At 62.6% G+C, this 25,165-nt stretch carries 22 protein-coding genes and 1 riboswitch; of the genes, 10 read left to right on the top strand and 12 right to left on the bottom strand.

Annotated features, from left to right (window positions below; genetic code table 11):
- Window positions 1–28: 28 nt before the first annotated feature.
- From fba to tkt, 6 genes are all read right to left on the bottom strand, one after another.
- Complete coding sequence (fba, locus tag G7009_RS14345; RefSeq protein ID WP_181130734.1) at window positions 29–1,093, bottom strand: class II fructose-bisphosphate aldolase; 1,065 nt, start codon at window positions 1,091–1,093, stop codon at window positions 29–31.
- A gap of 98 nt (window positions 1,094–1,191) precedes the next feature.
- Window positions 1,192–1,521, bottom strand: coding sequence for an MliC family protein (locus G7009_RS14350; protein ID WP_181130735.1), 330 nt, complete (start codon window positions 1,519–1,521; stop codon window positions 1,192–1,194).
- 49 nt (window positions 1,522–1,570) lie between these two features.
- Complete coding sequence (locus tag G7009_RS14355; RefSeq protein WP_181130736.1) at window positions 1,571–1,789, bottom strand: hypothetical protein; 219 nt, start codon at window positions 1,787–1,789, stop codon at window positions 1,571–1,573.
- A 32-nt stretch (window positions 1,790–1,821) separates the two neighbouring features.
- On the bottom strand, window positions 1,822–2,985 hold the full coding sequence (locus tag G7009_RS14360; protein ID WP_181130737.1) for a phosphoglycerate kinase: 1,164 nt from the start codon (window positions 2,983–2,985) through the stop codon (window positions 1,822–1,824).
- 12 nt (window positions 2,986–2,997) lie between these two features.
- Window positions 2,998–4,065 carry an erythrose-4-phosphate dehydrogenase gene (epd, locus tag G7009_RS14365; protein WP_181130738.1) on the bottom strand — a complete coding sequence of 356 codons (1,068 nt, stop codon included), beginning with the start codon at window positions 4,063–4,065 and terminating at the stop codon, window positions 2,998–3,000.
- Window positions 4,066–4,309: 244 nt separating this feature from the next.
- Window positions 4,310–6,307, bottom strand: coding sequence for a transketolase (gene tkt / locus G7009_RS14370; protein WP_181130739.1), 1,998 nt, complete (start codon window positions 6,305–6,307; stop codon window positions 4,310–4,312).
- Window positions 6,308–6,551: 244 nt separating this feature from the next.
- Here tkt and G7009_RS14375 point away from each other — a divergent pair, with 244 nt between their 5' ends.
- The 4 genes from G7009_RS14375 to G7009_RS14390 all read left to right on the top strand — a co-directional run bounded on the left by G7009_RS14375 (window position 6,552) and on the right by G7009_RS14390 (window position 11,150).
- Window positions 6,552–7,547 carry an ArsR/SmtB family transcription factor gene (locus G7009_RS14375; RefSeq protein WP_181130740.1) on the top strand — a complete coding sequence of 332 codons (996 nt, stop codon included), beginning with the start codon at window positions 6,552–6,554 and terminating at the stop codon, window positions 7,545–7,547.
- A gap of 19 nt (window positions 7,548–7,566) precedes the next feature.
- Entirely contained in the window at window positions 7,567–8,757 is a 1,191-nt protein-coding gene (gene metK / locus G7009_RS14380) for a methionine adenosyltransferase (RefSeq protein WP_181130741.1), read from the top strand.
- Between the two features lie 189 nt (window positions 8,758–8,946).
- Window positions 8,947–10,620, top strand: coding sequence for an NAD-dependent DNA ligase LigB (ligB, locus tag G7009_RS14385; RefSeq protein ID WP_181130742.1), 1,674 nt, complete (start codon window positions 8,947–8,949; stop codon window positions 10,618–10,620).
- Window positions 10,621–10,754: 134 nt separating this feature from the next.
- Window positions 10,755–11,150, top strand: coding sequence for a DUF1090 domain-containing protein (locus G7009_RS14390; protein ID WP_181130743.1), 396 nt, complete (start codon window positions 10,755–10,757; stop codon window positions 11,148–11,150).
- A 61-nt stretch (window positions 11,151–11,211) separates the two neighbouring features.
- On the opposite strand, the gene G7009_RS14395 is transcribed toward G7009_RS14390, so the two are convergent.
- A complete protein-coding gene (locus G7009_RS14395) occupies window positions 11,212–11,658 on the bottom strand; it encodes a c-type cytochrome (protein ID WP_181130744.1) in 447 nt (148 codons plus the stop codon).
- A gap of 116 nt (window positions 11,659–11,774) precedes the next feature.
- Between G7009_RS14395 and mltA the strand changes: the two genes are divergently transcribed.
- Window positions 11,775–12,926, top strand: coding sequence for a murein transglycosylase A (gene mltA, locus G7009_RS14400; protein ID WP_181130745.1), 1,152 nt, complete (start codon window positions 11,775–11,777; stop codon window positions 12,924–12,926).
- Between the two features lies 1 nt (window position 12,927).
- On the opposite strand, the gene G7009_RS14405 is transcribed toward mltA, so the two are convergent.
- Window positions 12,928–13,314, bottom strand: coding sequence for an MAPEG family protein (locus tag G7009_RS14405; RefSeq protein WP_181130746.1), 387 nt, complete (start codon window positions 13,312–13,314; stop codon window positions 12,928–12,930).
- A 532-nt stretch (window positions 13,315–13,846) separates the two neighbouring features.
- On the opposite strand from G7009_RS14405, the gene G7009_RS14410 reads away from it, so the two are divergent.
- A complete protein-coding gene (locus G7009_RS14410; protein ID WP_181130747.1) occupies window positions 13,847–15,082 on the top strand; it encodes a cation:proton antiporter in 1,236 nt (411 codons plus the stop codon).
- A gap of 74 nt (window positions 15,083–15,156) precedes the next feature.
- On the opposite strand, the gene G7009_RS14415 is transcribed toward G7009_RS14410, so the two are convergent.
- Window positions 15,157–15,558 (bottom strand): acyl-CoA thioesterase, encoded by a 402-nt coding sequence (locus tag G7009_RS14415; RefSeq protein ID WP_181130748.1) that lies wholly within the window; start codon window positions 15,556–15,558, stop codon window positions 15,157–15,159.
- A 179-nt stretch (window positions 15,559–15,737) separates the two neighbouring features.
- A riboswitch (S-adenosyl-L-homocysteine riboswitch) is annotated at window positions 15,738–15,833 on the top strand.
- 21 nt (window positions 15,834–15,854) lie between these two features.
- On the opposite strand from G7009_RS14415, the gene ahcY reads away from it, so the two are divergent.
- The 4 genes from ahcY to G7009_RS14435 all read left to right on the top strand — a co-directional run bounded on the left by ahcY (window position 15,855) and on the right by G7009_RS14435 (window position 21,522).
- Window positions 15,855–17,264, top strand: coding sequence for an adenosylhomocysteinase (ahcY, locus tag G7009_RS14420; RefSeq protein ID WP_181130749.1), 1,410 nt, complete (start codon window positions 15,855–15,857; stop codon window positions 17,262–17,264).
- Between the two features lie 337 nt (window positions 17,265–17,601).
- Entirely contained in the window at window positions 17,602–18,447 is an 846-nt protein-coding gene (metF, locus tag G7009_RS14425) for a methylenetetrahydrofolate reductase [NAD(P)H] (protein WP_181130750.1), read from the top strand.
- Between the two features lie 171 nt (window positions 18,448–18,618).
- Entirely contained in the window at window positions 18,619–19,404 is a 786-nt protein-coding gene (locus tag G7009_RS14430) for a substrate-binding periplasmic protein (RefSeq protein ID WP_181130751.1), read from the top strand.
- A gap of 222 nt (window positions 19,405–19,626) precedes the next feature.
- Entirely contained in the window at window positions 19,627–21,522 is a 1,896-nt protein-coding gene (locus G7009_RS14435) for a DEAD/DEAH box helicase (RefSeq protein ID WP_181130752.1), read from the top strand.
- A gap of 239 nt (window positions 21,523–21,761) precedes the next feature.
- Here G7009_RS14435 and G7009_RS14440 read toward each other — a convergent pair whose 3' ends face one another.
- From G7009_RS14440 to G7009_RS14450, 3 genes are all read right to left on the bottom strand, one after another.
- Window positions 21,762–22,337, bottom strand: coding sequence for a YceI family protein (locus tag G7009_RS14440; protein ID WP_181130753.1), 576 nt, complete (start codon window positions 22,335–22,337; stop codon window positions 21,762–21,764).
- 34 nt (window positions 22,338–22,371) lie between these two features.
- Window positions 22,372–22,923, bottom strand: a complete 552-nt coding sequence (locus G7009_RS14445) for a cytochrome b (protein WP_181130754.1) — start codon at window positions 22,921–22,923, stop codon at window positions 22,372–22,374.
- Window positions 22,924–23,205: 282 nt separating this feature from the next.
- Window positions 23,206–25,086: a flavin monoamine oxidase family protein gene (locus G7009_RS14450; RefSeq protein ID WP_181130755.1), complete on the bottom strand. Its 1,881-nt coding sequence runs from the start codon at window positions 25,084–25,086 to the stop codon at window positions 23,206–23,208.
- Between the last annotated feature and the right edge of the window lie 79 nt (window positions 25,087–25,165).

Raw genomic sequence — 25,165 nt, forward strand, 5'->3', positions numbered from 1 at the left:
CATCGCTGCGGGTTTCTTCACTCTGGGATCAGTTGACCTTGGCGGCCAACTCGCCCTTGGCATAGCGCTGGAACATGTCTTCCAGGGAGATCGGCTTGATCTTCGAAGCATTGCCGGCGGTGCCGAAGGCTTCATAGCGAGCGATGCAGACGTCACGCATGGCCTTCACGGTCTCGGCGAAGAATTTGCGTGGGTCGAACTCGCTCGGATTCATCGCCATGTGACGACGAATCGCGCCGGTCGAAGCCAGACGCAGGTCGGTGTCGATATTGACCTTGCGCACGCCGTACTTGATGCCCTCGACGATCTCTTCGACCGGTACGCCGTAGGTCTCCTTGATCTCGCCACCGTACTGGTTGATGATCGCCAGCCACTCTTGCGGGACCGAGGAAGAACCGTGCATCACCAGGTGGGTGTTGGGGATGCGCTTGTGGATTTCCTTGATACGGTCGATGGCCAGGATGTCGCCGGTCGGCGGCTTGGTGAACTTGTAGGCACCATGGCTGGTACCGATGGCGATGGCCAGGGCGTCGACCTGGGTCTTCTTGACGAAATCGGCGGCTTCTTCCGGATCGGTCAGCATCTGGCTGTGGTCCAGGGTACCTTCGGCGCCGATACCGTCCTCCTCGCCGGCCTGACCGGTTTCCAGGCTACCCAGGCAGCCCAGCTCGCCTTCGACGGAGACGCCGCAGGCGTGAGCGAAGGCCACGGTCTGCTGGGTCACGCGGACGTTGTAGTCGTAGTCCGAAGGCGTCTTGCCGTCTTCCTTGAGCGAGCCGTCCATCATGACGGAGCTGAAGCCCAGTTGGATGGAACGCTGGCAGACGTCAGGGCTGGTGCCGTGATCCTGGTGCATGCACACCGGGATGTGCGGGAATTCTTCGATGGCCGCCAGGATCAGGTGACGCAGGAAGGGGGCGCCAGCGTACTTGCGAGCACCGGCCGAAGCCTGGACGATGACCGGAGAGTCGGTCTTGTCGGCGGCTTCCATGATGGCGCGCATCTGCTCGAGGTTGTTGACGTTGAAAGCTGGAACGCCGTAACCGAACTCGGCGGCGTGGTCCAGCATCTGGCGCATGCTAATGAGTGCCATTGTGTATCTCTCTCCCGACAAGCGTCGTTTTTCGTGCAAGCCTGCCGCAGCGGCGGTTGCTGTTGATGTTGTGTGGGCCGCCACGGCGGCCCGGCCAGTCACGGTGCCTTGCAGCCCCGCCCTATCAGATCGTTGGTCGCTACCCAGTACGCCAGGCCTTCTTCGCCCTGGACATGGAACGCCAGGACGCCATCGCCATACAGGCTCCCGGACGCCCCCGGCTCGGACGCCAGCCGATAGACTCGATCGCCCGCGCCCAAACGTACCTCTACAGTATCTCCATTTGCGTCCGCAAGACGCCATGCCAGCTCGGCCCCACTGTCGCAGACCCAGCGAGTCCAGTCGGCCGACGGCGCAGGCGAAGTGGATCGCAAGCCGGTACATCCTGCCAGGACCGCCAAGGCCAACCCGGCCATGAGCGCTCTCATCGATAATCCTCCAAAGACCACGAAACGGCGCCCAGGTTGCCATGCGCCATCAAGGGCAACCCGGCGCGCGCTGCTGATGTTCGTCGTCGTACTTCTCGAGACCGACAGGTCCCAGGCGCTTGCTGATCACCGGTACGGTCTCCGCCTGCCACTGGGACTGGTAGCAGCCACCCTGGGCAGGGGTCGGGCCATTGGCCTCCGGGGCCGGCCCGCTGGAGCAGGCGGCGAGCAGACCCGCCAGGATCATCACAGGCAATCGCTTGAGCATCGGCTCGCTTCCTCTGCCAGGCGTCGACCTTTTCAGGCCTTGGCCCGCTGTTCCAGGATTTCGACCGCGGGAAGGACCTTGCCCTCGACGAACTCGAGGAAGGCGCCGCCGCCGGTAGAAATGTAGGAGATCTTTTCGGCGACGCCATATTTGTCGATGGCCGCCAGGGTATCGCCACCACCGGCAATGGAGAAGGCGCTGCTGTCGGCGATGGCCTGAGCCAGCACCTTGGTGCCATTGCCGAACTGGTCGAATTCGAAGACACCGACCGGACCGTTCCACAGGATGGTCCTGGAGGATTTCAGCGCCTCGGCGAAATTGGCGGCGGTCTGTGGACCGATATCCAGGATCATGTCGTCGTCGGCCACCTCGGCGATGCTCTTGACGGTGGCTTCGGCGCTCTCGGCGAACTCCTTGGCGACGACTACATCCACCGGCAATGGCACGTTGACCTTGGCCGCGATGGCCTTGGCGGTCTCGATCAGGTCAGGCTCGTACAGCGATTTGCCGACATTGTGACCGGCCGCGGCCAGGAAGGTGTTGGCGATGCCGCCACCGACGATCAACAGGTCGCAGACCTGGCTGAGGCTGTTCAACACGTCCAGCTTGGTCGAGACCTTGGAGCCGGCGACGATGGCCGCCATCGGCTTGGCCGGGGCTTTCAGGGCCTTGCCCAGGGCATCCAGCTCGGCGGCCAGCAGAGGGCCAGCCGCCGCGACCTTGGCGAATTTGGCGACACCGTGGGTGGAACCTTCGGCACGGTGAGCGGTGCCGAAGGCATCCATGACGAACACGTCGCACAGTGCGGCGTACTTCTGCGCCAACTCGTCGGCGTTCTTCTTCTCGCCCTTGTTGAAGCGTACGTTCTCGAACAACACCAGGTCACCCGCACCGACAGTGACACCGTCCAGGTAGTCGGCTACCAGCGGCACATCGCGCCCCAGGGCCTTGGTCAGGTAGTCGGCCACCGGCTTGAGGCTGTTCTCGGCCGAAAACTCGCCTTCGGTCGGACGGCCCAGATGCGAGCAGATCATCACGGCGGCGCCTTTTTCCAAGGCCAAGCGGATGGTCGGCAACGCAGCCTGGATACGCGCATCGCTGCTTACCACACCGTCCTTCACGGGGACGTTGAGGTCTTCGCGGATCAGTACGCGCTTACCTTGCAGGTCGAGGTCGGTCATCTTCAACACGGTCATGAATGCGGTCCTTCAGGGCTGTTTGCAGGTGGTGCTAGTGGAGTGGACGACGCGCAGGAAATGGTCGGCAACGTCGAGCATGCGGTTGGCGAACCCCCACTCGTTGTCGAACCAGGCCAACAGGTTCACCAGGCGCGGGCCGGAAACGAGGGTCTGGCTGGCGTCGACGATGGCCGAGTGCGGGTCATGGTTGAAATCACAGCTGGCGTGCGGCAGTTCAGTGTAGGCCAGAAGACCCTGCAGCGGACCGGTACTCGCGGCTTCGCGCAGCACCCGGTTGACTTCGGCCGCGGTGGTGTCACGGGCAGTCTGCAAGGTGATGTCCAGGCAGGATACGTTAACCGTCGGCACGCGCACGGCTTTGGCCTGAATTCGCCCGGCAAGTTCCGGAAGCAGACGCTCGATACCGCGTGCCAGTCCCGTGGACACCGGAATCACCGACTGGAAGGCCGAGCGTGTACGACGCAGGTCCTCATGGTGATAGGCGTCGATCACCGGCTGGTCGTTCATCGCCGAGTGGATGGTGGTGATCGATACGTATTCGATGCCGAATGCCTGATCCAGCACGCGCAGCAGCGGCACGCCGCAGTTGGTCGTGCAGGAAGCGTTGGAGACCAGCCGCTCATGGCCATTCAGGCCGTCCTGGTTGATGCCGTAGACCACCGTGGCATCGACGTCCGCCTCGCTGGCCATCGGCTGGGAAAACAGCACGCGCGGTGCACCGGCATCGAGGAACCGCTGACCGTCGGCGCGGGTGTGATAGGCGCCGGAGCACTCCAGCACCAGGTCGATATCCAGGCCGGCCCAGTCGATGCCTTCAGGCGTGGCGCTGCGCAAGACCTTCACGCAGTCGCCGTTGATATGCAGACAGTCGCCTTCGACCTTCACCTCGCCGGGAAAGCGCCCGTGGGTAGAGTCGAAGCGTGTCAGGTATTCCACGCTGGCCAGGTCGGCCAGGTCGTTCAGTGCAACGATCTCGAAACCGGCCTTCGCCCCCCGCTCGACCAATGCGCGCAGTACGCAACGACCGATGCGGCCGTAGCCGTTGAGTGCAACTTTGTAAGGACGCGTTTGGGACATGGGGGCTCACGAACTAGTGCGTAGTATGGCCGTACCTACCGAGACCGTCTGGTAATCGGCCGCTGCCGTTGCATTCAGGCCGCTCTGCACAGACCGCGTCAACGCCTCGGGGGCGTACGGCGTGACCTGTGCAGAACGGCCTGAATGCAACGTCGAACCGAGCTTGATCGACCGAGGCACACGTCGGGACGAACCACGACAATGGCCTCGGTGATCGGAGGGCATCGATGCCCTCCACTGTACATCAGTCTTCCAGCAGTTCTTCGGCGGTCGCCAGGATATTGTCCAGGGTGAAGCCGAACTCTTCGAACAGCGCAGGCGCCGGAGCCGACTCCCCGTAGGTGGTCATGCCGATGACACGGCCTTCGAGACCGACATACTTGTACCAGAAGTCTGCATGAGCAGCTTCGATGGCGATACGCGCGCTGACTTCCAGCGGCAGGACGGACTGCTTGTAGCCGGCATCCTGGGCATCGAACACGCTGGTGGATGGCATGGAAACCACACGCACCTTGCGGCCTTGGGCGGTCAGCTTGTCGAACGCCTGAACGGCCAGGCCAACTTCGGAGCCGGTCGCGATCAGGATCAGCTCGGGCTCGCCCGCGCAGTCCTTCAGTACATAGCCACCGCGGCCGATCGCGGCGATCTGGTCGGCATCGCGCTCCTGGTGCTGCAGGTTCTGACGCGAGAAGATCAGCGCCGAAGGCCCATCCTTGCGCTCCAGGGCATGCTTCCAGGACACGGCCGATTCGACCGCGTCGGCTGGACGCCAAGTGTCGAGGTTCGGTGTGCTGCGCAGGCTGGTCAACTGCTCGACCGGCTGGTGGGTCGGGCCGTCCTCGCCCAGGCCGATGGAGTCGTGGGTGTAGACATGCACCACACGCTGCTTCATCAGGGCGGACATGCGCACGGCGTTGCGGGCGTATTCCATGAACATCAGGAAGGTCGCGCCGTAAGGCACCAGGCCGCCATGCAGGGCGACGCCGTTCATGATCGCGGTCATGCCGAACTCGCGCACGCCGTAGAACACGTAGTTGCCGCTGGCATCGTCGGCAGCCACGCCCTTGCAACCTTTCCACAGGGTCAGGTTGGAACCGGCGAGGTCGGCGGAGCCGCCCAGCAGTTCGGGCAGCAGGGGACCGAAGGCGTTCAGGGTGTTCTGACTGGCCTTGCGGCTGGCGATGGTCTCGCCCTTGGCGGCGACTTCGGCGATGTAGGCCTGGGCCTTCTCGGCGAAGTCGGCCGGCAGCTCGCCCGCCACGCGGCGCTTGAACTCGGCGGCCAGGTCGGGGAAGGCCTTGGCGTAGGCGTCGAAGCGCTGATTCCAGTCGGCCTCGGCCTTGGCACCGGCGTCCTTGGCGTCCCACTCGGCGTAGATGTCGGCAGGCACTTCGAACGGACCGTGGTTCCAGTTCAACTGCTTGCGGGCCAGGGCGATTTCATCGTTGCCCAGCGGCGCACCGTGGGAATCTTCCTTGCCCTGCTTGTTCGGCGAGCCGAAACCGATGATGGTCTTGCAGCAGATCAGGGTCGGACGGTCGCTCTTGCGCGCCGTTTCGATGGCGGTCTTGATCTCGTCGGCGTCATGACCGTCGACATTGCGGATCACCTGCCAGTTGTAGGCTTCGAAACGCTTTGGCGTGTCGTCGGTGAACCAGCCATGGACTTCGCCATCGATGGAGATACCGTTGTCATCGTAGAAGGCGATCAGCTTGTTCAGGCCCAGCGTGCCGGCCAGCGAGGCGACTTCGTGGGAGATGCCTTCCATCATGCAGCCGTCACCCATGAAGACATAGGTGTGGTGATCGACGACCTGGTGGCCTTCGCGGTTGAACTGGTCGGCCAGCACTTTTTCGGCGAGCGCGAAACCGACCGCATTGGCCAGGCCCTGGCCCAGGGGTCCGGTGGTGGTCTCCACGCCAGGGGTGTAGCCCAGCTCCGGGTGGCCTGGCGTACGGCTGTGCAACTGGCGGAAACCCTTGAGGTCATCGATCGACAGGTCGTAGCCGGTCAGGTGCAGCAGCGAATAGATCAGCATCGAACCGTGGCCGTTGGACAGCACGAAGCGGTCGCGGTCAGCGAATTTCGGGTTGCTCGGGCTGTGCTTCAGATAGTCACGCCACAGTACCTCGGCGATATCCGCCATGCCCATGGGGGCACCTGGGTGGCCGCTGTTGGCCTTTTGCACGGCATCCATGCTGAGTGCACGAATAGCGTTCGCACGCTCACGACGGCTGGGCATCGCTAATCTCCTGGGCTTTGTATGAGTGATGTAACAAAAGGCGGTCATTTTCGCCCACAGTTGCCCTGGGGGCAATGACGGATGGACGAACAGGGACGAATTTCCTGTTTTCAGGCTCATTCTGCCGGCAGTACGCCCCTGAAGCGGTCGATTCCAAGGATCGACGGGCCGCCTATCGTGCAATATCAAAACTTTTTGATATTGCTATTGCGACGATAGCGGCGCCTGTCTAGACTGCGGCCTCATGAACCTGCGCGCACCTTCGACCCAACATCAGCAAAGCGACGAACTGGCAGCCCTGTGCAAGGCCGGTGGCGATCCGCTGCGCCTGAATGTCCTGCGCGCCCTGGCCAACGACTCCTATGGCGTGCTGGAGCTGGCGCAGATCTTCGCCACCGGCCAGTCCGGCATGAGCCATCACCTCAAGGTGCTGGCACAGGCCGAGCTGGTTGCTACACGCCGCGAAGGCAATGCGATCTTCTACCGCCGCGCCCTGCCCGACCCGCTGCGTCTGGGCGGTCGTCTGCACTCTGCGTTGCTCGACGAGGCCGACAGCCTTTCGCTGCCGGACGATGTCCAAGCGCGCATTGCTCAGGTGCAACAACGCCGGGCCGCTACCAGCCAGGACTTTTTCCTGCGTGTGGAAGAGAAATTCCGCGCCCAGCAGGACCTTATCGCAGGCCTGCCCCAGTACCGCGAGAGCCTGTTGGCACTGCTCGACAAGCTCAGCTTCGACGAGCAGGCGAGCGCATTGGAGGTCGGTCCGGGCGATGGCGAATTCCTGCCCGAGCTGGCGCGCCGCTTCGCCCACGTCACGGCACTGGACAACAGCCCGACCATGCTCGAACTGGCCCGCCAGCTGTGCCTGCGCAAGGGGCTCGACAACGTGACCCTGCAATTGGCCGATGCGCTCAGCGCCACACAGGAGCAGGCCGATTGCGTGGTACTGAACATGGTGCTGCACCATTTCGACGATCCGGCTCTGGCCCTGCGCCTGCTGGCCGGGCACGTCAAGGCCGGCGGCAGCCTGCTCGTCACCGAGCTGTGCAGCCATGACCAGCATTGGGCCCGCGATGCCTGCGGCGACCTCTGGCTGGGCTTCGAGCAGGACGACCTGGCCACTTGGGCCAGGACAGCGGGCCTGACGCCCGAAGACAGTCTCTACGTCGGCTTGCGCAACGGCTTCCAGATTCAAGTCCGACATTTCCAGCGACCCGCTGGCGACATTCACCCTCGGTAAACCTCAGGAACCCTTCGAGATGAGCGAATACTCCCTTTTCACTTCCGAGTCCGTGTCCGAAGGGCATCCGGACAAGATCGCCGACCAGATTTCGGACGCGGTCCTTGATGCCATCATCACCCAGGACAAGTACGCGCGCGTCGCGTGCGAGACCATGGTCAAGACCGGTGTCGCCATCATTGCCGGTGAAGTATCCACCTCGGCCTGGGTCGACCTCGAAGAGCTGGTCCGCAAGGTCATCATCGACATCGGCTACGACAGCTCCGAAGTCGGCTTCGACGGCGCCACCTGCGCCGTGATGAACATCATTGGCAAGCAGTCGGTAGACATCGCCCAAGGCGTCGACCGTTCCAAGCCTGAAGACCAGGGCGCCGGCGACCAGGGCCTAATGTTCGGCTACGCCAGCAACGAGACCGACGTGCTGATGCCGGCGCCGATCTGCTTCTCCCACCGACTGGTGGAGCGTCAGGCCGAAGCGCGCAAGTCCGGCCTGCTGCCCTGGCTGCGCCCGGACGCCAAGTCCCAGGTCACCTGCCGCTACGAGAACGGCAAGGTGGTGGGTATCGACGCGATCGTACTGTCGACCCAGCACAATCCTGAAGTGTCCTACAAGGACCTGCGCGAAGCCGTCATGGAGCTGATCGTCAAGCACACCCTGCCGGCCGAGCTGCTGCACAAGGACACCCAGTTCCACATCAACCCGACCGGCAACTTCATCATCGGTGGCCCGGTGGGCGATTGCGGCCTGACCGGCCGCAAGATCATCGTCGATTCCTACGGCGGCATGGCTCGCCACGGTGGCGGCGCCTTCTCCGGCAAGGATCCGTCCAAGGTCGACCGTTCCGCTGCCTACGCGGGTCGCTACGTGGCCAAGAACATCGTTGCCGCCGGCCTGGCCGAGCGTTGCGAGATCCAGGTGTCCTACGCCATCGGCGTGGCGCAGCCCACCTCCATCTCGATAAACACCTTCGGTACCGGCAAGGTCGCCGACGAGCGGATCGTGCAATTGGTTCGCGAATGCTTCGACCTGCGTCCATACGCGATCACCAAGATGCTCGACTTGCTGCACCCGATGTACCAGGAGACGGCAGCGTACGGCCACTTCGGTCGCACCCCGCAGCAGAAGACCGTGGGTGACGACACCTTCACCACCTTCACCTGGGAACGTACCGACCGCGCCGAAGCACTGCGCAGCGCCGCGGGTCTGTAAGAGACAAGCGCGGCGGATGTAGCCCCGCGCCCCCATGAAAAAGCCCCTGTCGAGTGATCGGCAGGGGCTTTTTCATGGCAGTGGAAACGTTGCCCGCAAGCCTGTCACATCGCCTGACAACTCGCCGGATCACAGACACGAAAGGCTGCCTACGCTGTGCATTCCCCAATGCGAGCAAGGATGCTGGCCATGCCCTACGCGCTGTTGATTGCCCTGAGCTGCTGCCTCTACTTCCCCTCGGCATTCGCCAAGACTTGTCCCGCCTGGCCGGAGGATCGGGCGCATGGAGAAATCCGCCAGCTCCGCCATACGCTTGCCAACTGGGACGACCACTATCACCGCTTGGGCGTGTCGTTGGTCGAAGACACGCTCTACGACCAGAGCAGGCAGCGCCTCGAACACTTGCACGCCTGTTTCGGCCAGGCGGACACCAGCCATCCGCTCGCCACGGCCCGAGGACCGATCCAGCATCCCGTGCCGCACACGGGCGTCGACAAGCTGCCCGACGAGCACGCCGTGCGTGAGTGGATGCGCGACAAGCAGGACCTGTGGATACAGCCCAAGGTCGATGGCGTCGCCGTGACCCTGGTGTACGAAGCCGGCACGCTGGTGCGCCTGCTCAGCCGCGGCGATGGCGTCCGCGGGCATGACTGGAGTCGCCACCTGCCACACTTGGGCCACCTGCCTCGGCAATTGTTACAACCGCTCGACCTCGTTCTTCAAGGCGAACTCTACTGGCGACTCGACGGGCACATGCAAAGCACGGCGGGCAGCCTCAATGCACGCAGCACGGTAGCGGGCCTCATGGCACGCAAGCGATTGCCCGCGGACAAGGCACAGGGCATCGGCCTGTTTGTCTGGGATTGGCCAGACGGCCCCGGGTCTCAGGCCGAACGTCAGTCACGCCTGGAGCAGCTGGGGCTGCCCGATACCGCGCGCTATAGCCAGCGCGTCCATCACTACGAGGAAGCCGCGCACTGGCGCGATCACTGGTACGGCTCTCCCCTGCCTTTTGCCACCGACGGCGTGATCCTGCGCCAGGACAAGCGCCCGCCCGCAGCTCGCTGGAAAGCACGTGCTCCCTATTGGATCGCCGCCTGGAAATACCCGCTTGCCCAGGCCCTGACCGAAGTACGAGAGGTGCGCTTCCGTGTCGGCCGTACCGGGCGCGTCACTCCGCTGCTGCGCCTGGCTCCGGTCACCCTGGATGACCGTCGCGTCAATCAGGTCAGCCTGGGCTCCCTGGCACGGTGGAAAAGCCTCGATATTCGCCCAGGGGACCAGGTCGCCATCAGCCTGGCCGGTCTCAGCGTTCCACGCGTCGATCGAGTGGTGCACCGTAGCGCCGAGCGCGCTCCCGTCGCCCCGCCGCCCGCCGGACAGTTCCATGCGATGAGTTGCTGGCAACCCAGTACAGGTTGCAAGGAGCAATTCATTGCCAGGCTCAGTTGGCTCAGTGGCAAGCATGGGCTGGATTTGCCACAACTGGGGCCTGGCGTATGGGGACGCCTGGTGGATGCCGGGCAGGTAAACACGCTAGGGGACTGGCTCGCCTTGGGCAACGAGCAATTGCAACTGTTACCCGATTTCAAGGAGACACGGGTCGCCCGCCTGCTCGACAGTTTCGACAAGGCTCGAGCACGCCCCTTCGCACAGTGGATACGCGCACTGGGCGCACCCGTGCCACGCCACCTCGAGCTCGATTCCGACTGGGCTACACTGGCTGCCAGAACGGCGATGCAATGGCGTCGGGAGCCGGGAGTAGGCCAGGCGCGATCGGAACAATTGCAACGTTTCTTTCGCGACCCTCGCCTTCAGGCGCTGGCCGAACAGCTTCGCGAGCACGGCATCGCCGGCTTCTAGCGCGCAACAATCGAACAGGCTCAAATGTAAGGCTTTTCCGAACTTGCGCCGGAAATTCATATTAAAGGTTTATCTATCCTTGAAATCAGGGCAGCATTTCCACCACTTTATTGCCCGTCCCGAAAGGAGGCCCCATGAAACTGGTTTCGTCGCTCATCCTGCTGTCCACCCTTTCCCTGGCCGCCAACTCGCTGCAAGCAGCACAACCTGATGCCGGCCTCACCGGCTGCGCTGCCAAACGTAGCGCCATCGAAAACCAGCTCAAGGAAGCGCGTGCGCACGACAATCAGGGGCAGATCTCCGGTCTGGAAAAGGCACTCACGGAAAATACCGAGCACTGCACCGACAGCTCCCTGCGCAAGGAACGCGAGCAGAAGGTTCTCGACGCCCGTCACGAAGTCTCCCAGCGCAAACGCGACCTCGACAAGGCGATGAAGAAAGGCGACGCCGAAAAGATCGAGAAGCGCAAGACCAAGCTCGCCGAATCCAATACCGAGCTCCAGCAAGCCCTGGACGCACTGGACAAGTAACCTCGGCGGTACCCCGCACGCGGCTGCGCAAGGTCACATCGGGGCTGTGGCTCCGCAGCCTTCAATGAGTCCGGAATTCCTTGTGGCAGGCCGTACAGGCCGCTTCCACGGTGTCCATGGGCTCTTTCAGGCGAGCACTCTCCAGCGCTTCGTCGCGTGTCACGCCGACCAATCGGCCCGTAACCTCTTCCAGGTGGCGCGCCAGCTCGTCGAATCGCGCCTGACGCGCCCAGACATCGTCCCGGGCACTGCTCTCGCCTTCATCCCTGGCCTTTGGAAAATGCTGCCATGGCGCATGGGCGAGCTCATCGAGCTTGACCGCCCCTTCTGCGAACCTCTCGCCGTCGAACGGCAGACGACCGCGCAGCATGCCTCCCATCTCTTCGCTGGTCTTGAGCATCTGCCGGAAGATCGCCTTGCGCTGGCCCAGTGGTGAGTTAGGATCGTCACGGTCACAAGCGCCCAGGGACAGGCCGACCACCAGTAACACTATGAAACGTGTGCGCATCAGGTTCACATGGCGAGCAGGAAAAGGTCGTCAGTATCCTCGCATGCTCGGTAAACACCAATACCCCCACCAAATACAGGGTTGGCCAGCGGCAGCCTGCCCCATAAGGATTCTCGATGAAATCAGCTTTGCGCCACCTTGCCTGGGCGCTTCCGGCCTTGGCGCTTCTCGCAGGGTGCAATGGCGGCGAAACCGCCAAACCAGAGCCTCACGCCGTCGCCACGTACGTCAGTGGCGGCTGGAAAGACCTGCCGAGCGTCAGTGACACGGATCTGGTAGCAGGCTTCCAGGCATGGCGCAGCGCCTGCGAACGCCTCAAGCGCGACCCGGTCTGGGCCGCGAGCTGCCAGGCCGCTGCCCAGGTCCCGGCCGAGGCCACGCAGATCCGTGGTTTTCTTCAGCAGAACCTGCAGGTCTATGGCCTGCGTTCGGCGCAGAACGACGTCAATGGCCTGATCACCGGCTATTACGAACCGGTGTACCCGGGCAGCCTGGCACGGACCGACGTCACCAATGTGCCCGTCTACGGCGTACCGCAAGACATGGTCGTGGTCGCGCTGGACGGCGTCTATCCCGAACTCAAGGGCAAGCGCCTGCGAGGTCGCGTGGAAGGCCGGGTACTCAAGCCCTACGACACGGCCGAGGTCATCAACCGTGATGGCGTCGATGCGCCGGTGCTGGCCTGGCTGACCGACCCGATGGACCTGCAGTTCCTGCAGATCCAGGGGTCGGGACGCATTCAACTCGAGGACGGACGTCAATTGCGCCTGGGCTATGCCGACCAGAATGGTCACCCCTATCGGCCGATAGGCCGTTGGCTGGTGGATCAGGGGCAGTTGAAGAAGGAAGACGTGACCATGGGCAGCATCCATGCCTGGGCCCAGGCCAATCCGACCCGGGTTCCGGAGCTGCTGGCCAGCAACCCTAGCTATGTGTTCTTCAGTGCCCGCCCGGACAGCAACGAGGGCCCGCGTGGTTCGCTCAACGTGCCCTTGACTGCCGGCTACAGCGTGGCGATCGATCGCAAGGTGATTCCGCTGGGCAGCCTGCTGTGGCTATCGACCACCCGACCGGACGGCAGCCCGGTGGTTCGCCCCGTGGCGGCGCAGGATACCGGCGGGGCGATCACCGGCGAAGTGCGTGCCGACCTGTTCTGGGGGACCGGCGCGCAAGCGGGCGAGTTGGCAGGCAACATGAAGCAGCAAGGCCAGATCTGGCTGCTCTGGCCCAAGGGCATGCCTCTGCCGGATGTGCCCAAAGTCCCTTGATTCAGGCCGAGACGACGAACATCGCCACGATCAGGGCCACCCCGGAGAACCACACCAGGGAGCGTAATGTCGCCCAGTCGGCCAGGTAGCAGATGATGTAGAGCAGGCGACTGGTGATATAGAGCACGGCCAGCACATCCAGCGTCACCTGCTCGGCATTGCCGACCAGATCGGCAATCACCACGGCTGCGGCGAACGCCGGGAAGGCTTCGTAACCGTTCTGCTGGGCAGCGTGGGCGCGACGCGGCAGGCCTTCCAGGCTATCGAGGAAGGCACGCGGGTCATGGTTGTGGCGCATACCGAAACGGCCACTGCCCACCTTCGCGATCAAGGCACAGAGTGGCGGCAGGAACATCGCGATCAACACACACCAAAGGGCAATGGTCATGGCTGGTTTTCCTTGTGGGTAGTCGAAGTAAGAGCATCGCGCCCTTGAAAGGTTCTTTGGCGGCTACCGCGTGGGCTTGATTGGCAATTGCCGACGTCAGGTTGGCCCAATACCGGTCAGTCGAGCAACAGCCATCCATTTGCGAATGCCGAGGCTTACTCTTCGGCCTCTAAATCTTCTGTGACGCTTACGGCCTCTCGCGGGACAAGCCCGCTCACCACCGGTGCATGGTGTCCTGGTGGTGAGCGGGCTTGTCCCGCGAGAGGCCGTAAGCGTCACAGAAGGTTCAAGAGCTGTACGATAAGCGCGGCATTCGCAAAATGGGTGGCTGTTGCTCGACTGACCGGCATTAGGGCAAGCCCGCGCACGGCCAACTCCCGACCACCAAATTAGGCCAATGCGAAACCCTCTCCTTGAAACGCGGTCAACGTTGACAGTCGAAAAACTGTGTCCCGAACCCTTGGCCAGGTCATCAAAGAACTGCCCGAGCGATTCGGGTTAAGAATTGCAAGCCATTTTCACAGGATCCCGGATGCTTGAGCTAGTCGCTGCGTTTATCTGCCTCACCACACTTCTCACCTACGTCAACTACCGCTTCATCGGCCTGCCACCCGCCATCGGCGTGATGGTCACGGCGCTGTTGTTCTCGTTGATGCTCCAGGGCCTCAGCCTGATTGGCTATCCAGGCCTGGAAGAGCGCGTCGAAAGCCTGATGAACCAGATCGACTTCAACGACCTGTTGATGCACTGGATGCTGGCATTCCTGTTGTTCGCTGGCGCCCTGCACGTCAACCTGACGGATCTGCGCAGCTATCGCTGGCCGATCGGCCTGCTGGCGACAGTGGGCGTACTGATCGCCACGGTGGTGATCGGTTTCCTGGCGCATTGGATCTTCAGCCTGTTCGGCTGGAACGTCAGCATGCTCTATTGCCTGCTGTTCGGCGCACTGATCTCGCCCACCGATCCGATTGCCGTATTGGGCGCCCTGCGTACCGCCAACGCCTCGAAACCGCTGAAGACCACCATCGTCGGCGAATCGCTGTTCAATGACGGCACGGCGGTCGTGGTGTTCACCGTCCTGCTCGGCATCGCCCAACTCGGCGAAGCCCCGAGTGTCGCCGACACCGCCATCCTCTTCGCGCGCGAAGCCCTCGGCGGCATCGTCTTCGGTGGCGTGATCGGTTATGCCACTTACCGCATGATCAAAAGTATCGAGCAATACCAGATTGAAGTGATGCTGACCTTGGCACTGGTCATCGGCGGTTCGGCCATGTGCTATGAACTGCACGTCTCGGCGCCGATCGCGATGGTCGTCGCGGGGCTGATCATCGGCAACCTGGGGCGCAACCTGGCGATGAACGACATGACCCGACGCTACCTGGACGGCTTCTGGGAGCTGATCGACGACATGCTCAATGCCCTGCTGTTCGCGCTGATCGGCCTGGAGCTGTTGCTGTTGCCGTTCAACTGGCTGCACCTGGCAGCGGGTGGCGTGCTGGCGGTGGCGGTACTGCTGTCGCGGCTGCTGACCGTGGCTCCAGCCATCGTACTGTTGCGTCGCTGGCGCAGCGTGCCGAAAGGCACAGTGCGGGTACTGACCTGGGGTGGCCTGCGGGGTGGGGTTTCCGTGGCCCTGGCGCTGTCGCTGCCACTGGGCGAGGAACGTGACCTGCTACTGTCGATCACCTACATCGTGGTGCTGTTGTCGATCCTGGTACAGGGGCTGAGCATCGGCCGGGTGGTGCGCAGGGTCAGCGCCCAACCTTGAAGTATCGTGTCGGCTTCTTCGCCGAGGCGGCTTGCCCGCGAAGAAGCCGGCCCTGACAGTAGAGTTCTGGGACTCTACTCGACTGCAGTATCCGGAAACTGATCCTGCACATACTTGATCTCGGTCCGCCCGTGAGCGGCCGGCAGGCCGTCTTCACCAAGGTTGACGAAGACCATGCGGTCTACCGTGAGAATGCTCTTGCGGGTGATCTTGTTGCGCACTTCACAGCGCAGGGTGATCGAGGTACGGCCGAATTCGGTGGCAGTGATGCCAAGCTCGATGATGTCGCCCTGACGCGAGGCACTGACGAAGTTGATCTCCGAGATGTACTTGGTCACGACACGCTGGTTGCCCAACTGGACGATGGCATAGATCGCCGCCTCTTCGTCGATCCAGCGCAGCAGGCTGCCGCCGAACAACGTGCCGTTGGGGTTGAGGTCTTCGGGTTTTACCCATTTGCGGGTGTGAAAGTTCATCTGTACTCCTGACCTGCTTGGCTATCGTGCAGTAATGATGGCAGAGCGGTTGCCGGCGCTCCATTGAACATCGACTATCGTCTCGATTAATCGACAGAAAACCTTGGGCGAATACTCCCGCCGAGGCTATAATCTGCGCCGATTCACATGGACACCCGCCGCGGGGCCATGCCCGCCACCTGTCCGAGGGGCGCTGCAGCAGGCTCGTCCTGTCAGGCTCGGATGGGGCGTTGTTCGCCACGCGAACACTAAACGCACAACGGCGCCCATTCGCACACTACGAATGGAGGCTCTCGATGAGCGCTGTAAACACGCCTGCAGGTTTTACCGATTACAAGGTCGCCGACATCTCCCTGGCCGCCTGGGGTCGCCGCGAAGTCATCATCGCCGAATCGGAAATGCCTGCGCTGATGGGCCTGCGCCGCAAGTACCAGACCGAACAACCGCTCAAGGGCGCGAAGATCCTCGGCTGCATCCACATGACCATCCAGACCGCCGTGCTGATCGAGACCCTGGTTGCTCTGGGTGCCGAAGTTCGCTGGTCGTCCTGCAACATCTTCTCCACCCAGGACCAGGCCGCTGCCGCCATCGCCGCCGCCGGCATCCCCGTGTTCGCCTGGAAAGGCGAGACCGAGCAGGAATACGAGTGGTGCATCGAGCAGACCATCCTCAAGGATGGCCAGCCATGGGAAGCCAACATGGTCCTGGACGACGGTGGTGACCTGACCGAGATCCTGCACAAGAAATACCCGGCCATGCTGGACAAGATCCACGGCGTGACCGAAGAGACCACCACCGGCGTGCACCGCCTGCTGGACATGCTGGCCAAGGGCGAGCTGAAAGTCCCGGCGATCAACGTCAACGACTCGGTCACCAAGAGCAAGAACGACAACAAGTACGGCTGCCGTCACAGTCTGAACGACGCCATCAAGCGCGGTACCGACCACCTGCTGTCGGGCAAGCAGGCCCTGGTCATCGGCTATGGTGACGTGGGCAAGGGCTCGGCCCAGTCGCTGCGTCAGGAAGGCATGATCGTCAAGGTCACCGAAGTCGACCCGATCTGCGCCATGCAAGCGTGCATGGATGGCTACGAAGTCGTCTCGCCGTTCAAGGACGGTATCAATACCGGCACCGAAGACGGTATCAACCGTGACCTGCTGGGCCGCATCGACCTGATCGTGACCACCACCGGCAACGTCAATGTCTGCGACGCCAACATGCTCAAGGCGTTGAAGAAGCGTGCCGTGGTCTGCAACATCGGCCACTTCGACAACGAGATCGACACGGCCTTCATGCGCAAGAACTGGGCATGGGAAGAGGTCAAGCCGCAGGTACACAAGATCCACCGTACCGGCCACGGCGACTTCGATCCACAGAACGACGACTACCTGATCCTGCTGGCCGAAGGCCGTCTGGTGAACCTGGGCAACGCCACGGGTCACCCGAGCCGCATCATGGATGGCTCCTTCGCCAACCAGGTCCTGGCTCAGATCTTCCTGTTCGAGCAGCAGTTCGCCAGCCTGCCGGCCGCTCGCAAGGCCGAGCGACTGACCGTCGAAGTGTTGCCGAAGAAGCTTGACGAGGAAGTGGCTCTGGAAATGGTTCGCGGTTTTGGCGGCGTTGTCACTCAGTTGACTACCCAGCAGGCCGAGTACATCGGCGTGACGGTCGAAGGGCCGTTCAAGCCGGACGCCTACCGCTACTAAGCGGTGCGTGATGGGTTCCGGACGTTGAGCGAGCCAGCTCGCCGACGTCTGGAGCGCTGTCGTTCCAGATGCCCAAGACAGGACGGTTTGCACGAGTCTCACTGTGTTCACCTAAGTTTTGCAGCGTCTGTCCCGGCCCATCGCGGGGCAAGCCCGCTCCCCGCCTGTACTGCACCGATCTATGGAACGACGCAGTACAGGTGGGGAGCGGGCTTGCCCCGCGATGAGGCCAGAACAGGCAACAAAGACTTCAAGGCTTTAGTAAACATCATGACCACACCGTCCTGGCTTTTATTTGCAGCCTGCAGCTTGATGCCTGCGGCTGAAGGATCCTGAGATGTCCAAAGAACGCAGTTTCAGTTTCGAGTTCTTCCCGACCAAGACCGAGGCGGGCCATGAGAAGCTGATGGGCGTGGCCCGTCAGTTGGCGGCCTACAACCCTCATTTCTTCTCCTGCACCTATGGAGCAGGTGGCTCGACACGCGACCGCACGCTCAATACCGTGCTGCAGCTGGAGAGCGAAGTAAGGATCCCCGCCGCGCCGCACCTTTCCTGCGTCGGCGACAGCAAGGAAGAACTGCGCCAATTGCTCGCCCAATACAAGGCGGCCGGTATCAAACGGATCGTTGCCCTGCGCGGCGACCTGCCCTCCGGGATGGGCATGACCTATGGCGACCTGCGTTACGCCAGCGACCTGGTCGAATTCATCCGCCAGGAGAGCGGTGACCATTTCCACCTGGAAGTGGCCGCCTATCCGGAAATGCATCCCCAGGCGCGCAGCTTCGAGGCCGACCTGAAGAATTTCGTGCACAAGGTCAAGGCCGGCGCCAACAGCGCCATCACCCAGTACTTCTTCAACGCCGACAGCTATTTCTATTTCGTCGAGCGCGCACGGAAGCTGGGCGTGGAGATCCCGATCGTGCCGGGCATCATGCCCATCACCAACTACAGCAAGCTTGCGCGCTTTTCGGACGCCTGTGGCGCCGAAATCCCGCGCTGGATTCGCAAGCAGCTGGAAGCCTATGCCGATGACGCCCAGAGCATCCAGGCATTCGGTGAAGAAGTGATCACCCAGATGTGCGAACAGCTGTTGCAAGGCGGCGCGCCAGGGTTGCACTTCTACACGCTGAACCAGGCCGAAGCGAGCCTCGCCATCTGGAACAACCTGAAGCTGCCACGCTGACGGACAGGCCATACGCGAAGACCTTTGTGCGGCCATACGAAAAGGCCTTGGCTCGACCAAGGCCTTTTTCATTGACGAGGCAGAGGGGTTCGCCGGCAATTCCCATCAGGCACATGACCGGCGGACACGGGCTTGCTGGCCATCCGAAGGCGTCCATCGTAATCTGCTGACATGCCTGACTTCGTCCGCCTACTCTGCGTCCTCGCGCTTTCCAGCCTGAGCTTCATGGCGCATGGCGAGCGGCTGCGCATCGTGACCGAAGAATGGGCGCCCTATATCTTCCAGGAAGAGGGCGTACCCCGAGGCATTCATTACGAGGTCGCCAACGAGGTGTTCACGCGCCTGGGTATCGAGGTGCAGTGGCAATTCCTTCCCTGGAAACGCTGCCTGGCAATGATCGAGCACGGTCTGGTCGACGGTGTGATGGACATTTTCCGGACCGATGCTCGTACTGCCTACATCATCTATCCGGACGAGCCGATGTCGACCGTCGAGTTCACCCTCTTCCAGCTGCGTGCGAAGCCGCACACCGTCCGGCGACTGGAGGACCTTGCGGGTTTGAACGTTGGGGTCTCATCGGGTTACGACTACGGGTCCGCCTTCAATGAGTCGCCACTGTTTCGCCGCGAAAATGCGCCTACTCAAGAGGCGAACTTCGGCAAGCTGGCACTTGGACGCATCGATCTGCTGGTCACCGATCGCCTTGTCGGCCGCCACCTGCGTCATCGATTGGGGCTGGAGCAGAAGGTCGAAGAGCTCTCCTTCATCATCCGCCGAACACCGCAGTACCTGGGCCTGAGCCGCAAACCAGGGCGAGAGCGGCTGGCGCAGCGGTTCGCCGACGAGCTTCGTCTGTTCAAGCAGGAGCCCGCTTACACGGCCATTCTCAGGCGTCATGAGGCGCCAGGCAGCGACATTCCTCACACCGTTGAGCAGCAGGGACGCGGCATGCCGTGATTGCTCTGTTATACTCGGGCCTTTCCGCCCGGCTCACGCCCGGACGCTCGGCCTCGAAACAAGCATCATGATCGGCATCGACGCGCGCCATTCGCCCGTCCGCCGCCCGTCGATGCGCCGTCAAGGCCCAGCAGTACCGGACGCGGTCACATCCCACCGATGTGTATCGCGCCAGGCAAGATCATCCCATAGGGCTCAGCCCCCACTAGAACAGGATTGCCCATGTCCTTTGCTTCCCTCGGTCTCTCCGAGGCTCTAGTCCGCGCTATCGAGGCTGCGGGCTATACCCAGCCCACTCCGGTGCAACAGCGGGCTATCCCCGCCGTGTTGCAAGGTCGCGACCTGATGGTCGCCGCCCAGACAGGTACTGGCAAAACCGGCGGTTTCGCGCTGCCGATTCTTGAGCGTCTGTTCCCGGGTGGTCATCCCGACAAGTCTCACCGCCACGGCCCACGTCAGCCACGCGTGCTGGTATTGACGCCGACCCGTGAACTGGCGGCCCAGGTGCATGACAGCTTCAAGGTCTATGCCCGTGACCTCAAGCTGGTCAGCGCCTGCATCTTCGGTGGTGTCGGCACGAACCCGCAGGTCCAAGCCATGGCCAAGGGCGTCGACGTCCTCGTGGCCTGTCCGGGCCGCCTGCTCGACCTGGCCGGCCAAGGCAGTGTCGACCTGTCCCATGTCGAAATCCTCGTCCTCGACGAAGCCGATCGCATGCTCGACATGGGCTTCATCCATGACGTCAAGAAGGTCCTGGCTCGTCTTCCGTCCAAGCGTCAGAACCTGCTGTTCTCGGCGACCTTCTCGAAGGACATCACGGACCTGGCCGACAAGCTGCTGCAGAACCCCGAGCGTATCGAGGTCACGCCGCCGAACACCACGGTCGAGCGTATCGAGCAGCGTGTCTACCGCCTGGCGGCCAGCCACAAGCGCGCTCTGCTTGCACACTTGATCACCCTCGGTACCTGGGAACAGGTACTGGTCTTCACCCGTACCAAGCATGGCGCCAACCGCCTTGCCGAGTACCTGGAAAAGCACGGCCTGACGGCTGCCGCGATCCACGGCAACAAGAGCCAGAATGCCCGCACCAAAGCCCTGGCCGACTTCAAGGCCGGCACCGTGCGCATCCTGGTCGCCACCGACATCGCCGCCCGCGGCCTGGACATCGACCAGTTGCCACACGTGGTCAACTTCGAGCTGCCCAATGTCGAGGAAGACTACGTTCACCGCATCGGTCGTACCGGTCGTGCCGGACGTTCCGGTGAAGCGATCTCGCTGGTCGCGCCGGATGAGGAAAAGCTGCTCAAGAGCATCGAGCGGGTGACGCGGCAGAAGATCCAGGACGGTGACCTGATGGGCTTCGATGCCACCAAGGTAGAAGCCGAGAAGCCTGAAACCCGTGAGCGTCAGCAGCCCGGTGCTCGCGGCGGTCGCAACCAGCCTCGCGGCGAAGGCAGCAACGCCGGTAGCGGCGGTCGCAAGGACAAGGGCAAGGACAAGGGCAAGACCCGACAGTCGGCAGAAAAACCCGCCGAGAAGGAGAAGTCCGGCGAGAAGCCCCAGGAGCGCAAACCGCGCCCCAAGAAGCCACGCCAGGCGCAGTCCGCTCAGGAAGGCGTACCACCCGTTCCGACCAATCGTGACCCGGATACGTTCCTGGATGACGAAGTGGACAACTTCGGTAACCGGGCGGATTACGTCAGCCCTTACCAGAACGCCAAGAATCAAGGTCGCAATCGCCGTCCGGGTGGTACCGCTGCCCAAGGGCAAGGCAACGCCCCACGCAGCAACGGTGCCGGTGCCGGTGCTGGTGCTGGTGCTGATCAACCGCGTACCGGCGGGCAGCCACGCAACAACGGTGGCGACAAGCGCCCTCGTAGCGGTGGCGCCAATGGCGGTGCGCGACGCGATGGTAATCCAGGTCGCAATCGCTCTGCCGGGCGTGATGACGCCGCGCGCCAGGAGCCTGCAGTGCGTAATCCCCGCGAAAGCCAGCCGCAGCCGAAGATCATCCGCAAGGAATCCAAGCTCGATCGTTTCCCGACGCCCGAGCAGCTGGAGGAACTGCCGAGCCGTCCGCGCGGTGAGCGCCCGGCCCTGCTGACGCGTAATCGCTGATCGCAGGCCGTGAACGAAAAGGCCGCCCTCTTGGGCTAATGCTTGTCAGTTAAAGCCAATGGGGCTGCTTCGTACCCCTTCGCGGGCAAGCCCGCTCCCACAAGAAGTGCGCAGTTTCTGAATTCAGCGCTCAACTTGTGGGAGCGGGCTTGCCCGCGAAGGGGTGCGAAGCAGCCCCAATTGCAGATTGTGGGGCTTAACTAACTGGCATTAGCCCTCTTTCATTGCTGCCGGTGGAGTTACTGTTTCACGCCTTCAAGGCTGATATCCAGGTCCAGGGTCTGGGAAGCCGGGCCTGGGCCCTTGATGCCGAAGTCGGCCAGGTTCAGCGTGGTCGTGGCGTTGAAGCCTGCACGCTCGCCGCCCCATGGATCCTTGCCTTCACCGTTGAACACGGCCTTGAACGTCACTGGCTTGGTCACGCCGTGCAGGGTCAGGTCGCCTGTCACGTCGGCGGTCTTGGCGCCGGTGGACTTGACGCTGGTGGAGACGAACTTGGCGTCCGGATATTTGCTTACGTCCAGGAAGTCCTTGCTGGCGATGTGCTTGTCACGCTCGGCGTGGTTGGACCACAGGCTGGCCGTCTTCAGATCCACGTTGATCTTGCTGGCCTCGGGCTTGGCGCTATCCCAGGAGAAGCTGCCATCGAAGTCCTTGAAGGTACCGTGGATGAAGCTGTAGCCCAGGTGGCTGATCTTCCAGTCGACGAACGCGTGCTGGTCTTTCTTGTCGATCTTGTAGTCCGCGGCCATGGCCTGACCGGCGGACAGCAGAGCGGTACCGAGCGCCAGAGCGGCAAAAGTCTTTTTCAACATCCTGAGTTCCTTCCTTTGCAATTGAGGTTGTTTATCAAGCTTTGCGGCCCAGCATACGGATGAGGGTCGCGTCACGGTCTACGAAATGGTGCTTGAGAGCCGCCAGGCCGTGCAAGACGGCAAGGATCACCAGCCCCCAGGCCAGATAGAAATGGATCACGCCAGCCAGGTCTGCCTGATCGGGCAGGTTGCTGACCAGTGCCGGCACCTCGAACAGCCCGAACACCGGAATGCCCGCGCCATCGGCGGTGGAGATCAGGTACCCGGCGATCATCACGGCGAACAGCCCGAAGTAAAGCACGGCATGGCCCAGTGTGGCGGCTATCCGCACGAATGTTCCGTGGCTGGCTGGCGCCGGAGGCGGCGGGCTCACGAAACGCCAGGCCACGCGTACGAGCATGAGCGCCAGCAGAACCAGCCCGATGCTCTTGTGCAGATCGGGCGCCTCCCTGCGCCATGGGCTGTAGTAGTCGAGACCGACCATCCACAGACCCAGGGCGAACAGCCCGAACACGGCCAGGGCCATGCCCCAGTGCAGGATTATGCTGACCAGACCATACCGTGAAGATGAATTAAGCAATTCCATGTAGGCGTGTCCCCGTGAAAGCTGTGCACAGACTACCGCGAAACCTATCGATAGAAAGCGAAAAAACCTGCTTTAAAATATCGATAAAAACGATGATTAGTATGTCGCTGGGCCATTAAGGAAACATTAACCCTGATCATGGTAATGCTAAGAAATGGTCAAAGCTGCAGCACACCCATTTGAACCAACTTCAGAGGTTGCCGCAGGAAGGCTTGCACCAACGCGTGAACGGGTCGATGCAAGCTTCCCTGGATGATGCCCGGCGGTAGAGATCAACAGCTCTCAACTGGCCTTGGACTGGGTCGCTGGTTTCTTTTCAGCTGTTTTGCCCTTGACGGCAGGATGCTTGGCTTGCGGATGCTTGGCTTGCGGATGCTTGGCTGCGGCCTTGTGGTTAGTGACTGGCTTGGTGGACGAAGGTTTGACTGCGGCCGGCTTGGCCGCGGCAGGCTCTACCGCCGGCGGCGTGGTTGCTGGCGTTACAGGCGTCGGCGTCGGCGTGGGTGCAACGGCGGGCGTCCGCTCGGCTGCCCTGGCTGCGGGTTGCGCCTTGGACGACTCGCTTGCGCTACCACCAAACAGACGCGAAAAGAAGCCCGGCTTTTTCTGCTGCACTTCACCCTCGGCAGGCGCTGTCTTGACCGGCTCCGCCTTGGCAGGCACCGCTTCACGCTTGTCGGACGAACCGCCGAACAGTCGGGAGAAGAAGTTTCCCTTTTCCTTGGCTGCGACCGCGCCCGCCGCCGCGACCGCGGCGACCGGAGCGACCTTGACAGGGTCGAACGACTTGCCCTGCGCCAGCGCCTGGACCTGCTCGGCAGCCCGCTGGCCGCTGCGCAGGGCGCCCTCGAGGGTGCCGGGATAAAGCGCATCGGTATGTTCGCCAGCGAAGGCGACGCGCTGCACCGGGCGCTCCCATAGACGCCAGTACTTGCTGATCTGCCCCGGGCCATAGGCAATGTAGGCACCGCCAGTACCCACGTCGGCGCTGTAGCGACGGACTTCATAGCCGGTAAAGGCACCGCGGGCCTGCGGGTAGAACGCATGCAGGCGGATCAGAACCTGATCGACCATCTGCTTGTCGCCGAAGGCCTGCAGCAGTCGGGCGTTGTCACCGGAAAGGTTGATCACCACATTGGCGCCGCCCTTGAGCGCGGGCTCGATCCACAACATGCCAAGACCGGTGTTGCTGAAGATTTCCCCAGACATGCGCGCGCGGCTTTCCCATACCGGCTTCTTGAACTTGAGCATCAGCTGGTCGCGCCAGCCGTAGTTGGTTCCCTTGAGCGCGGCCAGGTGTTGGCCATCGAGCCCCGGTGTCATCTGGATCCTGGCCAGGGCACGCAGCGGCACGGCCATGACCAGGTAATCGGCCTTGTAGCCGACATTGCCGACCTTGACCGTCACACCGTCCTTGTCCTGAACGATCGCGGACACCGGCGAGCTGGTCTTGATGGTCTTCAGTTGCTTGACGAACGCCTGGGCCAGCACCGGACTGCCGCCAGGCAGGCGCGCGGCACGCAGGTCCCGGTCGCTGACATCGCGATAGACGCGGGTCTGCTGGGCGAAATACAGCAGCGACAGACGCGACGGCTCATCGTAACGGGTACGGATCTGCTGGTTGACCAACTGACGCGCCGTGGCCGGCAACTGCAGCTTGTCGAGCCAACTGGAAACCGTGATCTGGTCCAGCGCGAACAAGGTACTGGTGGCAGCGGGCACCAGAGGATCGTCGATCGACCGCGCCAGGTCATCGAGCGTTCTCTCGTAACGCTTGAGGGCTTCGGCGGTGGCCGGTTGCTTGAGCGCCAGATCGGCGGCGCTGAAATGCTCGCCGTCGATCAGGTAGCTCGGAGTGCGCACGAACTCGGGCGCCGGCAGCGTCTGCAGCTTGAAACGATCGAAATAGTGGTTCAGCACCGGCTGGGCCTTGCTGTTGCCCACCCATTCACTGGTGGCCAGCCCGGAACGCCCTCCCATGCCGGGCTTGGCTTCGAGAATGGTGACCTGCCAACCCTTGGCCTGCAACTCATAGGCAGCGGTGAGCCCCGCCATCCCTGCGCCCACGACGATCGCCGTGGGTAACTTGTCCTGGGCCTGCGCCGCGCCGCCGAACACACCAATCATTACCAGCGCACAAAGGCGCAGCCAAGCAGCAGCCATTTTCGGGAGACTCCGGATCGAGGCAGAAACTGGGGGAGAATTCCCCGCAGAAAAACTGCCGAAGAATACGCCAGGCGGG

Origin of the sequence: Pseudomonas capeferrum, assembly GCF_013523055.1 — a bacterium.
GTDB lineage: Bacteria > Pseudomonadota > Gammaproteobacteria > Pseudomonadales > Pseudomonadaceae > Aquipseudomonas > Aquipseudomonas capeferrum_A.